The following is a 13,822-nucleotide window of genomic DNA, read 5'->3' on the forward strand; positions in this document are numbered from 1 at the left end:
TCTTAAAGCGTGATCTAAAAAGTTACATTCAATCCAGCCACATACACTTTCTGATTGGGATAGGCTACTTCGCCATCAGTATAACCTACTTCAGGATCCATGAAATTCATTTTACTGATGGTGAATACGTTTTGCCCTGATACATATACCCGCACGGACTGCATCTTCCAGCGCTGTGTTAATTGTGATGGCAGGGTATAACCCAGCACCGCTGTTTTCAGGCGGAGTAATGAGGTACTCGCCATCCAGAAATCAGATGTCTGTGTATTATTAGCATAAGGAGACTGGTTAGCCCTTGGATACTTCGCATCCTGATGATCAGGCGTCCAGCGGTTGTTATAATATTCGTATGCAGAATTACTGTTGTTGTTATTGAAAGGAATGGTCTGGAAGCCCGCTATATTAAAGCTCGACATAGCAGATCCCTGGAAGAATAAACTAAGGTCCAGCCCTTTCCAGGAAGCTGTTGGCGTGAATCCATAAGTGATCAATGGATAGGTGGGATAACCCGTATGGATCTCGTCATTGGCATCAATCTTCCCATCCGGTTTGCCATCAGGACCGCTAAGGTCTGCATACTTAATGTCACCCGGATGCAGGTTACCGAACTGTATTACGTTATAACCATCCGCAGGATTGATTACTCCATCATTATTTTTATCATCAGCAGTGCTGAACAACCCAAGTGCATGATAACCGAATGGCGTGCCTAATGCCCTGCCCGTACGGCTCCTGTTAGGGTTATTGCGCGTAGCGGAAGTCTCAAAGATCTGCAGCATCTTATTGCGGGCATAACTGAAATTACCACTGATGCCTACGCGGAGGCCATTGGCAAACTGATGATTGGTACCGGCAGTAATTTCTATCCCATGGTTTTGCATGATGCCTTCGTTCTCGTCCGAGAGACTGAGGCCATATTCGATCGGTATGGTAACAGCAGGAGGGAGCAGCATACCAGTCCTTCTTTCCCGGAAATAATCTACCTCAAGATCCAGCAACCCGTTCCATAAGGAGGCTTCAAAACCGATATCCGTTTTGGTAGAGATCTCCCAGGTGATGTTCCTGTTAGCTTCGCGGGGTACAAAAGATCCCTGTACCATCGTGCCATTGCCCCAGGCATAGGCATTGCCATACAATGAATATCCCTGTAAATACTGGAAGGCGCTGCCTGCCAGGTTACCTGATTTACCCCATGATCCTCTTAGCTTCAGATAGTTGATAAACGGCAGCTTGTGCATGAAGTTTTCGCCCGACAATACCCAGCCAAGAGATACGGCAGGAAAATACCCCCAGCGTTTGCCGGGTGCAAAATAGTAGTGACCATCATAACGTCCTGATGCTTCTACCAGGTATTTGTTGGCATAGCTATAACCCACGCGGTATACGAATCCGATCTGACTACCGGTGGAGGAAGACCCGCTATTATCAAAATCGTTCTTATTGGAACTGCCCATACTGAGTTCATCGATGCTTACGCCGAAATTGTTCCTGCGGGCAGAAAAGGCGCTGGAATCGCTGTCGCGTGCTTCTGCCACCACCAGGCCGGTAATATCATGTTTACCGAAGCTGCGCTTGTAATTCAGGTAACCCTGGTAGGTAAATGTCCGTTGCTGGGCATACTCCTGTTGCAGCCAGGTATAAGAGGCTGCATTGCCCTCAGAGGTGGATACCTGCTTTGTATAAGTATAGGGTGTCGTAGAGAGGTTCTGGGAATAGAAATAGAACGGTGTATGCCATCCTTTACGGGTCGTTTGCATAGGGTCAAAGCTGAAACTACCTTTGATGCTTAAGCCGGGTATAAAGGGCAGGTCCTGGTTCACCGCGATGGTCGACAGCATAGTGCTCTTATTATCCCGCTGATACCCCGCCTTTAGGATACCAATAGGAGAGTTACCAGCAAATTCTCCCCACAAACCATTACTATAACGTAGATTAGCGATAGGGATGAATTTATAGCCACTGCGGAAGAGTATATTCACAGTAGTGGCTGCATCTACAGTACGGGTCTGCTGGAAAGCGCCGAGCAGGGAAACGTTCACCGTAGTGGTTTTGGTAGCCTGTATGTCCAGGTTGACGGCATAGTCGTACCGTTGATATTTAACAGGATCAAACATACCCGCCTGGTTCAGGTAGCCCAGTGATACGAAATATTTTACGGCAGAAGCACCACCACTCAGTTGGAGGTTGTAGTTCTGCATAGGAGCATGCATACGTACAAGATCTTTGGTATTGCTGATAGGGTACCTGTCAGGATCTTTCGCATTGAGCTCCGCATACTGATCTATCAGGGTCTGGGCATACGGTAACTGCGTACCGGTGGGATTCTCATTCAGATAGGCCTCATTGTGCAGGCGCATATAATCCTGTGCATTCAGCATCTCAGGATAGTAAGTGGGCGTCTGTACACCGTAATAGGCGTTGAGCGACAACTGCGGCTGGCCGGCTGCCCCTTTCTTCGTGGTGATAAGTAATACACCGTTCGCGCCACCTAAACCATAAGGCGCTACCGCTGCTGCGTCTTTCAGAACTGTTACAGAAGCGATGGAGCTGGCAGGTATTTCGTTGATGTTGTTGCGGATAATACCATCCACTACAATGAGTGCCCCGTTATTGCCGGTAGTAGCGATACCCCTGATGTGGATGTCAGGATTATCCGCTCCCGGCCTACCACCATTTGGTCGCATACTGACGCCCGCTACTCTTCCCGCCAGTGAGTTGGAGATATTAGGTACGGTTGATTTAGCCAGTTCTTTACCGCCCACTGATGATATGGCTGCAGTGGAAGATACTTTCTTCTGTGTACCGTATCCGATTACCAGTACTTCATTCAATCCGCTGGCGCTTTCTGCCAGTGTGATCTCCAGCGTTTTACGGCCTCCCAGCGCAATTTCCTGCGACTGATACCCCATATAACTGATCTCCAGGATGGCTTTATCAGGTTCGGGTACCTGCAGTTGAAAAGTACCGTCTTCTTTAGATACCGTACCGCTTGCACTGCCTTTTATTTTGATCGTTACACCAGCCAGGAATTCCCCTTTTGTGTTTCTGACAATGCCTTTTAGTGCGGCAGCCTGCTGAAAAGAATGGGTGGCAGGCGCATACCAAGCATAGGCCGGTATCCGGTTGCAGATCAGCAATAGCAGCAACAGGAGTGAGGACAGACCCTTGCACAGAGGGGCGCCCCATTTGTTTGGTTTCATATGTTTTTCATTAAACGATGGAAGAATACATACCGGTGCCCTGAGCCGTACCCGGCACGTTGTTTTTCAGGTCAGGAAGTGTACAGATAGGGCTTTACCTGCATAACATGGAATGTGTTGTGTAGTAATACTTAGGTCATAACAATGTTTTCTTTGGTTGATGAACGATAATAACTGGTATTGAATATCCGGTAGCTTGTTTACATACAGAATATTGGGTCGTAACTGATCTAGTGGGTTTTTCCTTGCCGGGTCATTGATATCTTTAACAGGTTAAACCGGATAATAGTGTCAATGTAACAATATAAAATTAAGCAAAAAAAATTGATAAAGGCATCCTGGACTGTCTGCATTTTTACAGTATAAGATGCCCTTATCAGTTCGTTGTGTATACTATTTAATTGGATAGTTGCCGGCTGGCATCAATCATCATCATCATCGTCGCCTTCTTTCTTTACCAGATTCACAAAAGCGGCTCTTTTAGGCGCCGGGAAAGGAGTGCCTTTCAATCCACTCCACAATACAGTATTGAATTCCAGGTCGGGCACATTATCTTCTTTGGAGAGATCAAAATGTTCGGAACGGCGTTGCCATTCATTTACAGCAACATTCTTTTCCCTGAGATCTACCTGCGCAGGTACTGACTGGAATGATGCATGACGGGCATCCGCAGCAAAACAATTCCACATAGGAGTAGCGGCGGCATCATATTGGCTCATCGGTGGTATACCCAGTATGAGTTCCATCGTACGGAGCATGGAGGTAGTCGAATACATTGTGTGATCCACATATCCCTGCTTTACAAAACCTCCCGCTACATAGGCCGTGCTGCGGTGCGCGTCCACATGATCTGCACCATTCTGTGCATCATCTTCAATCACGAAAACAGCGCTTTCCTGCCAGATAGCGCTTTTGCTGAGGTGTTCGATGAACAAGCCTACAGCAAGGTCGTTATCTGCCACATGTGCAAGCGGAGAAAGCTTGCCCTTACGTAGTCCTTCGGTATGGTCATTTCCCATACGTACGGTGTTAAAACGGGGCACCTGGCCAATCGCCAGCAGGGAATCAAATTCTCTTCTCCATTGATAAAAACGGGTGGTATCGTATGTGTTCATATCCCAGCCGGTATAGTAGGGACAATAATGATCTTTCAGTACCGGGATATTAGGCCTTGAATTATCAGCAAATTCTCCATAGGTACGGTAACTGATACCTGCACGTTGACAATGGTCCCAGATAAACCCTTTAGGTGCATTGGCAATAGCCCGGTTACCTTCGGAGTCGTAAGAACCACCACGGCCGCCATAGCTGGTAGGCCATGTTTTCTCCAGGTAATCAGTTGCATAACCTGCCATACTCCAGTTATGGCCATCCGCACTCACTTCGGCATCAACATAGAAGTTGTCCAGCAGTACAAATTCCCTTGCGATCTTGTGCAGATTGGGAGTGATATGCTCACCGAAAAGTACCAGGCTGGAATCACCATTACCTTCTTTCATATCACCCAGTACCTGGTCGTACGTACGGTTTTCCTTAATGACATAAAACACGTATTTGATAGGAGAGGAGGCGCCTGTTTTCATAGGAATCGGATTACCTGCTTCACCTGCGGTAACACGCTCCTTCTCTTTGGTATAAGGGGTATTCTTATATACCTGCTGTGAGTAGACTGTCAGCTGCTGTTCTGTTGGCTCGGTGATAATACTCATCGTGCCTTTGAACAGTCCTGCGATATACTGTACTTCCTTAGGCCGGTTCTTATCTCCTGCCTGGTATTCCACATCTTCCTTTTTCCGCATCGGGTTAGGACCAAAGGGATTCGCCATGGATGAGAAACCTTTACCGTTGGCTACATATATCTTCTTCCCGATCACTTTTACATTGGTAGGATACCATCCCACAGGAATAAATCCTTTGCTCTTGCTGGCGCCCGGAGTACTGACATCAAATACAGAAAGGCAGTTGTTGTCGGCATTGGCGATATAGATTGTTTTTCCGTTCTCGCTCAGCGCCAGACCATTTGTAGTGGAACCGTTAGGCGCATCAGGGTAAAGCGCCGTATTTAGTGTTTCTATGACGGCATTTTTGCGCAGGTCTATCACTGAAACAGAGTTGTCATTCGCATTGGCAACATAGAGGTATTTGCCATTCTTAGATATACAAAGATCATTGGGATTGTCACCCACTTTGATCTCTCCATTGAAGGATTGTTGTTTGGTATCAAATAGCAGCACCTTATCACATCCCCAGCAGGTGATATACAACAGCTTTTTATCAGCAGATAATAAACAGTTATATCCTTCTCCGCCGAGCGGTAATTGTTTGATGATATTCTTCGTAGCAAGATCTATGATGTAAAGAGAGTTATTTTCCTTTGTCAGCACATACATTAACTTTCTGCTATCATCTATCTCTATACCGGAAGGTGAGATCTTTGTTGGCCATTTCGGTCCGAGGATAATACTATCTTTTAACAACAGCTTACCTTGTTCTACCGCATACTGCAGGATGCGGTTATCATTCCCGCCGGAAGCATACAGGTTCTTCCCGTCTGCGCTGAACTTCAGTCCGAACCAGCTTTTAGGGATCACCACAGCATCTGTTACCTGTTGAGATTTTACGTCAATGAGCTGTATGCTCTGAACGCTTTGTCCGTTGTTGGTAACAGCCATGTATTTCTTCGAAGAAGACACGGCAATGTTCAGGGGAAGATCTCCCAGTTGTAAATGCTCTCCCACAGGCGTCAGCGACCACCCATTGGGTAAGTGAACAACGCTTGCTTCCAGCTGTGCAGCCGTTTGAGCGAAGCCAATAGTTGTGTACAACAATGCAATAAGAATAGCAACAATATTCCTCATAGTTTCCAATTATAAACCGGCAAGTTTGCAAAAATCGATATGGCGATATGTTAAGTTACTGTTATCCTTTGACTATTTATTTATATAGTTGTTGATCCTTGATGTAGTCTATACCATGCTCTTTGAGGTAATTAATGCCATACTCGCTCAGAAACTCAAACAAGGGAGATAAGGACTTACCCGTTGGCGTAATGTTATACTGCACCCGGTAAGGCTTTAAGGAAAGCACCTTCTTTTCAATGAGCTGATCTCTTTCCAGTTCTTTAAGTTGCTGTACCAGCATCTTTTCTGATATGCCCGGGAGGTTGTCTCTTATCTCACTGAATCCCCTGTCGCTGAAAATGTTGAGATGGGAGAGGATCAGTATCTTCCATTTGCCGCCAATAAAGCTCAATGTCACATCAACCGGACAGGTATACGTTTTATTATTTAGTTTGATCATAGGGTATAAAATTAGATGATAAAACAGCTGTTGCCGGGCTTACTTTTTGGTAAGTTATTGCCGGAACCGCTAAAATGTGGCAACTTGAAGCCATGAAAAAGCTATCTCTCGTTATTGCCGTTTTTATCCTGTTTATAACAGGTCAATCCTTTGCACAAACTAAGCAAAAAAATATGGAAGACAACAAAGACTACAGTGTTGAAATTATCAGGTACAACATTCCCGCATCAAACTATGCCGCTTTTGAGAAAGCTTATCTTGACGCCGGAAAATTATTAGAAGCATCTCCTTACTGTAAAGGCTATCAAATTATCAAGGGAAGTGATGAGCCGGACCATTACATCGTAACCATCTACTGGACATCAGAAGAAGATCATCTGCAAAAGTTCCGCAAAAGTGAACAGTTTACCGGATTTTTTCAGCTCGTTAAACCATTTTATAGTAATATCGCTGAGATGAAACATTATCATCCACCACTGGTAAACTGGAAAAGATAATAAGTAACGACCTATATGAGTAATGTACCCACACTTTATGAATGGGCTGGAGGAATGCCTGTATTTGAGAAACTGACAGACCGTTTTTACGCTAAAGTACTTCAGGACGAACTGCTGGAACCTGTGTTCAGGCATATGTCCAAAGAACATCAGCTGCATGTTGCCCATTTTATTGCGGAGGTATTCGGCGGTCCTGCTTTTTACAGTACCAATGAAGGAAGCCATTTCCGCATGATACAAAAACATATCGGCAAACACCTGACCGAACAGCACCGTAAGCAATGGTTAAAGCTCCTGCTGGAGACTGCCGATGAACTGGGACTGCCAGATGATCCTGAATTCAGATCTGCTTTCATGGCATACCTGGAATGGGGCACCCGCCTGGCGGTGATCAACTCCAATCTGGACGATCCGGCTATCAATACAGACGAACCAATGCCTAAATGGGGGTGGGGAGTTCCCGGCGGGCCTTATCAGCCATAAGTCAGACGTTTCTCTTCTTCAGTTTGATAATTGTACGTAGCTGTTCATGCCAGCTGATAATGTTGCCTATCAGGAAATACTCCTTGAGATCCCTTTTGATGCTTTTGCGCATGACCTTTTTCACTACATCTTTATCAACTTCACCCACTTCATTTACATGAGCCAGGAGTTCCATTGATAGTAAAGCCAACATGGCGCCTATCAGGAACAGGAAGTTCCATTGATGTAAAGAAAACAGCTTGCCCACTTTGGTCAACCCGGGGGAGCTCCATTGTGCCGTGATCAGCAGACTTCTGCTGGCGAAATAGTCTGCCAGTATACCGCCCACCAGCGGGCCCATAGAAGAGAAAAAAGCAGTGATGATATTCTTGACTGACAGATACACAATGGCGTCTTCCCTGGGGGCCAGTTTCAGACCAATATTGGTGAGTGAAAGGTTGATACCTGCTGTGGAAATGCCGGTGAACATATGAATGCCTGCCAGCAGCACCAGGTTAATATACAGATTAGAGTATATGCCTATAAAACACCAGGCCAGGATACAAACGATATATATGGGGGCGCTGAGTGCTATAATGGTTTTGTTGCTATATCTGTCGGCAAATGTTCCCCACACACGTATGGTCATAATACTCGACAGCTGACTGATGATGGAAAGAATGATGATATATGAGATGGGTAGTCCCATCGCTTTCATCATAAATACCGTAAAGAAAGGAGTGGCGATGTTCAGTGCGAATACCCAGGCGGAGTTAAATGTCAGCAATCTGCGGAAATTTTTGTCTCTTAAAGGTTGCTTAAAAAGTGAAAGGATATTTGCATTGGAAAGGTATGATTGCGGTTCGGGTGCAAACGACAATACATAACCTCCTATGGTACCGACAATTCCCGCAATGATAAAGAAAATGGCATATACCCGCAATTCATATTCAGGAAACCTGCTTTTGACAAAATCCAGCAGCCCGGCCAACACAATACTGAATACCACATCCAGTATCTGGTTGTAACGGCTGCGCCGGGAGAAGTACCCGCCCAGCATACTTTCAGGGATGAGGTCTTTCATCCACGAGTTCCAGGCAGGGCCGGCAATAGATCCAAACAGGTAATAAAAGAAAAGAAAGAAAATAAGGATGCTGATAGAACTGCCGGAAAAGAACAAGGCGCTGGCGCCAATACATACCAGGGGAAACCTCGCCAGAAAGGCACAGAAAACTGCAATGGCCCGCCTGTTGTTAAACTTGCGGACCAGCCATATTGAGATGAGTTGAAATATATTTGTAAATGTTGGCAATGCAGCCAGTATCCCGATCTGAACATTGTTCGCGCCCATCAGCAAAGCCATTGCCACGAGGAAGGCGCTACCGGTAAAAGTAGTCATCATTTCAGAAGCAAGCCCGTCCCATATCACTACATTCATTCCCCGCCGGACTTCACTCTCTGTTAGTACTTCTTTCGGTTTTAAATTCATAAGGCCGCTGTTAGTGTTTTCAAGTTCCAGCGTTTATTACAAATTTCATTCCCGCGGTATTACAGAAAAGGCCGGCATCGTTGACACGATACCGGCTTTTGGTATGCCTATTTTTTATCCACAACCAAATTGACGACAGACATCGGCGGCAATGCGATCTTTACGCCATTGCCGGTACTGGCGGCATATGCCTTTAGTGTGGTGTATCCCTCAGGACCACCTGCAACACCTGAAGGTCCTGCGCCATTTATAAATACCTTGCGGGAAAAGCCTGTGCTGCCTTCTCCACCGTTTAATACATACCAGTAGAAACGGGCGCCCGCGTTGAAGTTCTTAAAGGAAAGCGCTACGTTCTGTGTAGTGCCCGCCCGGTTGACCAGTGTTACCGACACTTCTCCCGAAGTGAAGGTGGATGCATATGCATTGATATTGGCACTGCTGTCAGATACCGTTGCATTGATACATCTGTCGCCCAGGAATTTCTGCAGGAAATACTGGTAATAGAATGCTGGTCTCGGCGCCCATTTTGTTTCGCCGGAAGCAGCCTCTCCCTGGCTGAAAAGTCCCATATCATTTCCGTTCTCCCAAGCGTTGGCAAGGTCCCAGCGACTGGCCATGCCAAACTTGTTCTTCATCAGCTCACCCCACACCATTACTGCATGCATACCTGCTACCTGCGATACCATTTGCTGTGAACCCACGGCAAAGATGTTCCACTCTGTCAGCGCAATAGGTTTCATGGTAGTACCGCTGCCGGCGATAGTAGTAGATAAATAATCACTTATCGCCTTGGTAACAGTAGTGGCAGAGGCAAGCACCTCCTGCGGATTAGAATTGGTGTTATACGGTGTATAATAGCTGTGTACGATAAAGTAGTCCGCAGCAGCGCCCGCCTGTTGCAGTACACCAGCGTTCCATTGTTTATCAACATTGTTTGCCCAGAATGCCGGTTCATGTTCCAGCATCTGTGCACCGATATAGATTGTTTTACCCTTTTCAGCCGCCGCTTTACGCATAGAGTCTGCAAACACTTTATAATGACGGCCATACAGTTCTCCGCTAACGTACTCCGGCTGACCATCTTTGTTCTGCGATACGTCTATCCTGTAGCCTGTCTGCCAGGTACCATTGCTTTCATTGCCTATTTCCCAGTACTTGGTCCGACCGTTGTCATACCTTACCCAGTCTGCAGCCAGGTGAGCAGCAGCAGCAACAGGGTCGGCACTGGTGCCATATCTTGCGTAGCCGTAGTTGACCGTGATGATCCCTTCATTACCTGTGGTCTGTAACATATTATAGTAGTTCTCGACAGACAATGTCCAGCCGACAGTATTACCACCATACCAGTACCCGGGATCTGTCTGATATCCATCCGCATTCAGCACCTTGGCAGGTGCGTCAGCAGGCGGATTGCCGGGCTGCCTGTTCCAGAAATAAACACTGCTGATATTGCCGCCGGGGAACCTGATAATGCGGGGATGCAGATTTGTGATGTGCTGCATCAGTGCCGGCTCTGTCACTATCTGGCTCATGTAGGGATTGCTATTATTGCCAAATAATGCCGGAGAGATCTTTGTCAATACCACAGAAGCATCTACATTCACTGTATATTCCGTTGATGTCGGTGGCGCCACTTCGGTATAAAATGGTGCTGTGAAATTCTTTGGTGTCCACGTATCCATGAAAAGCCCAATGCTGGCTGCCACTGAAGGATCCTCAGGCTTAACGACTTCCTTCGTTGTATCACTGCCATTGCTTTCATTGTTATATTTCTCATTGCCGTTCTTGCTGCAGGCGGTTGCTATCGTCAGTAACATATATACCGAACAGATAGCTGATATTCTCTTCATCCGCAAAATTTTATTTAGTGATACATTTTTAAGACAGGCCCACAGAATTGCTTCTGCAGACCTGATCTTTTCCCGGTAACTAACTAACGTCTTCTATCTTATCTTAATAATTCTGAAATTGTCGTATGCAGCATTATACACGTCTACAGGAGCATCTTCTGTTATGAAACGATAACCAAATGTTACCACACCGCCAGGCTTTAGCAGATCTCCCATGGTTACAGCGCCTGCGCCTGTACCTTCTTTTCCGTCTGCTGCTGCTTTAAAGGCTGCTAAATTGATGGTAACGGTTCTCCATTTATCTTCTGTATCAAATTTGCTGTCAGGAGCTCCTGACCAGGGCATGAAGCGGTATGCATAATTGTCACCGAAGCGGATCAGATTGATACCGGCTGTCCAGGGCTCCTTGGTGTTGATTTCAAACTTCAATACATAGTTGGATGCCTGCTGTGTCATGATAGCTGCGGTGAACATGTTTGTTATATCTGAAAAATTGCCGGAGCGGTTGCCATTCCACCATGCACCATCGTTAGCACCAACACCACCGAAGATATTCTGCAGGTAGCTACCCCTTGTGCCGGGGAACAGTGTAGCATCGTTTGTTCTGTTAGCGCCCCACCATCCCCAGTTGAATACCGGATTTTCTCCTGTTTCGCCGGCATTGGTCAGGTTGCTGATTACATCACCGCTCTCATGGTCATTCAACGGACCGTCAGACATGGTAGTACCATATTTTGCATGGATCACCAATCTGCCGGTATCTGAGCCCAGGTCTGGCATAATGAGGCCAACCCGGGTACCTGCTTCATTGGCAGCAAATGCTGTGATCTCTCTGCCGCCGGGCAGAACGATCTTGTCAATCAGCCATAAGCTGGAGCCGTAAATGATCAGGGAATCTCCAGGCAGCGCATTTTCGTTCGAAATAACCGCAATGGAAGGTGGTGGAATATCTACTACAAAAGAGTAGGATGTTTCACCATGAGTGGTCACGATATGGATCGTATTGGGCACCTTTGGATCTGTTGCTTCTGTTGGTGCATTACCAGGTATGGTAATGATCAGGTGTGTATCCGTATTGTAAGTCTGATTAAAATATGCGCTTTGTCCGTTGAATTCCACCCGGGTTATGCCGCCCAGGTTCTGACCGGTGATCAGAATAAGTGTACCGGGTAAGGCCCTTACAAAGGCGCTATCCTGTTTGGTAGAATCCAGCAGGGTGACGCTGCTGACAATAGGCATTCCTGTGTGGCTCTCATCTTTCGAACAGGATACGAACAGGGAAAGCGCCACTGGCAGGATGAAGAAGAGTATCCATTTCATATTTCTGATAGTGGCTGATATATAGTGAGTCATAACGTTTTCTTTTTTAGTTAAAACTTGTACGGCACCGGTGGTTTTCTCAGGTTAGGCGCAGCTGTCATTTCCGCGGCAGGGTAGGGCAGCAGGAAGTTGCTTTCCGTTACCGGGTAGAACGCCGGCGTATCTGAGGTAACAGTCCAGGAAGTAGCATTGGTGGCTGCATTGGCAACGATCCTGTAAGTACCCCTGTCCTGGTTGTTCAGCATAGTGATCGCTTTTGCAGGATCATAGTAATGCAGTCTCACGATATCATACCATGCCTGTCCTTCCATCGCCAGTTCCAGCCTTCTTTCCACGTAGATATCATCCCAGGTGATGCTGGTCTTTGCCGGTACGCCGGCTCTTGTACGTATAGCATTAAAATACTGGAGCGCCTTGGCATCGCTGGTAGATGGTGAATTACCGAGTACTGCTTCCGCATATATCAGGTATACGTCTGCCAGGCGAAGCATATAGGTGTTGATCTCCGTATGCTGTTGTGTAACTTTACCATCATTGTCTTCAGGACGGCCTACCACATACTTTTTTACCCAGGCCCTGCTGTTATATCTTTCAGAGCCAACAGTGTTCCAGGGCACCTGCAGTTCCTGTATGATCTTCTTACCAGGATTATTAGGATCGTCTACTGACTGATGTATGTAGGAATAGTGATCACCCGGGAACATGAATGTACCTTTGCGGCGTTTATCGTCTGTCCTGTACAACTTCAGCTGGTCAAGTGATGCACCAAGATCGCCACCCCATCCATCTCCGAAGCCTGTTATTTCAGAACCATAAGCCAGAAATGCCTGTACGCTGTTCTGCGTTCCCCAGTCCCCATCGTATTTCCATTGCAGGGCGAACAGGCTTTCCGGATTATTGTTGTTCTTCATCAGGAATAGGTCTTCATAATTGCTCATTAAAGATGCGCCGCTGTTCATGATCACATCATTAGCATACCAGGCAGCACTGTCAAGGTCTGACTGGTTGCGGGAACCTGAAATACCGGCGCGTGTGAGGAATGCCTTAGCCAGCATGCCTTCTGCGGCCCATTTGGTTAAACGGCCCTTCTGTAGTGGTGTAGCAGGCAGATTCTGCGCAGCAAAACGGATGTCACGGATAATGAACTCCCATACAGATTCAACTGTATTCCTGGTGATGGAAGTATCGGTCAGCAGTACATTATTATCAACAATGATGGGAACAGGACCCCAGTTCTGCACCAGGTACGAATAGGCTACCCCCCTCATAAAACGGCCTTCTGCAATACCCGCCTGTTTAACGGATTCAGGTACGCTGGAGGCAGTATATTTTGTGAGATTGCTGATAACCATATTGGACTGTGCTACAACGTTGAAGAAGGCAGTCCAGGAGCTGTACACTTCCGGCGTTACGTCTGTTGTCTGCATCCGGATATTTTGTACCTGGTAAGATCCTGACATGAGCACACCGGCCCTGCCATCTCCAATGCCGTGCGATGCTTTATCATTGTAGGCAAACCATACGATGTTGTACAATGGCGCGGTACCTGCCAGCACCTGGTCAGACGATTTATAGAAGTTCACATCAACGATCGCATCTTCAGGAGGTCTGTTCAGAAAATCCTTGCTGCAGGCTGATAATGTTATCAGGCATATCAACGTGATGAAGTATTTATTATAGTTTCTCTTTTTCATGGTGTTAGTT

At 46.5% G+C, this 13,822-nt stretch carries 9 protein-coding genes; 2 read left to right on the forward strand and 7 right to left on the reverse strand.

Annotated features, from left to right (window positions below; translation table 11 throughout):
- Positions 1-14 precede the first annotated feature (14 nt).
- The 3 genes from BLR32_RS28050 to BLR32_RS28060 all read right to left on the reverse strand — a co-directional run bounded on the left by BLR32_RS28050 (position 15) and on the right by BLR32_RS28060 (position 6,500).
- Positions 15-3,200 carry a SusC/RagA family TonB-linked outer membrane protein gene (locus tag BLR32_RS28050; protein WP_089836924.1) on the reverse strand — a complete coding sequence of 1,062 codons (3,186 nt, stop codon included), beginning with the start codon at positions 3,198-3,200 and terminating at the stop codon, positions 15-17.
- A gap of 422 nt (positions 3,201-3,622) precedes the next feature.
- Positions 3,623-6,058, reverse strand: coding sequence for a bifunctional YncE family protein/alkaline phosphatase family protein (locus BLR32_RS28055; protein WP_089836926.1), 2,436 nt, complete (start codon positions 6,056-6,058; stop codon positions 3,623-3,625).
- A 76-nt stretch (positions 6,059-6,134) separates the two neighbouring features.
- Entirely contained in the window at positions 6,135-6,500 is a 366-nt protein-coding gene (locus tag BLR32_RS28060) for a winged helix-turn-helix transcriptional regulator (RefSeq protein WP_089836928.1), read from the reverse strand.
- A gap of 92 nt (positions 6,501-6,592) precedes the next feature.
- On the opposite strand from BLR32_RS28060, the gene BLR32_RS28065 reads away from it, so the two are divergent.
- Together BLR32_RS28065 and BLR32_RS28070 are read left to right on the forward strand one after the other, a co-directional pair.
- A complete protein-coding gene (locus BLR32_RS28065) occupies positions 6,593-6,997 on the forward strand; it encodes an antibiotic biosynthesis monooxygenase family protein (RefSeq protein ID WP_218124266.1) in 405 nt (134 codons plus the stop codon).
- A 15-nt stretch (positions 6,998-7,012) separates the two neighbouring features.
- Positions 7,013-7,480 (forward strand): group II truncated hemoglobin, encoded by a 468-nt coding sequence (locus tag BLR32_RS28070; RefSeq protein WP_089836929.1) that lies wholly within the window; start codon positions 7,013-7,015, stop codon positions 7,478-7,480.
- Between the two features lies 1 nt (position 7,481).
- On the opposite strand, the gene BLR32_RS28075 is transcribed toward BLR32_RS28070, so the two are convergent.
- The 4 genes from BLR32_RS28075 to BLR32_RS28090 all read right to left on the reverse strand — a co-directional run bounded on the left by BLR32_RS28075 (position 7,482) and on the right by BLR32_RS28090 (position 13,812).
- The gene (locus BLR32_RS28075) at positions 7,482-8,948 is read right to left on the reverse strand and encodes an MFS transporter (protein WP_089836932.1); all 1,467 of its coding nucleotides are present in this window, start codon (positions 8,946-8,948) and stop codon (positions 7,482-7,484) included.
- 107 nt (positions 8,949-9,055) lie between these two features.
- Complete coding sequence (locus tag BLR32_RS28080) at positions 9,056-10,798, reverse strand: alpha-L-arabinofuranosidase (protein WP_089836934.1); 1,743 nt, start codon at positions 10,796-10,798, stop codon at positions 9,056-9,058.
- 93 nt (positions 10,799-10,891) lie between these two features.
- Positions 10,892-12,151: a glycan-binding surface protein gene (locus tag BLR32_RS28085; RefSeq protein ID WP_089836936.1), complete on the reverse strand. Its 1,260-nt coding sequence runs from the start codon at positions 12,149-12,151 to the stop codon at positions 10,892-10,894.
- Between the two features lie 17 nt (positions 12,152-12,168).
- Positions 12,169-13,812, reverse strand: a complete 1,644-nt coding sequence (locus BLR32_RS28090) for a RagB/SusD family nutrient uptake outer membrane protein (protein ID WP_089836937.1) — start codon at positions 13,810-13,812, stop codon at positions 12,169-12,171.
- Between the last annotated feature and the right edge of the window lie 10 nt (positions 13,813-13,822).

It is taken from the genome of Chitinophaga filiformis (assembly GCF_900102545.1).
GTDB lineage: Bacteria > Bacteroidota > Bacteroidia > Chitinophagales > Chitinophagaceae > Chitinophaga > Chitinophaga filiformis.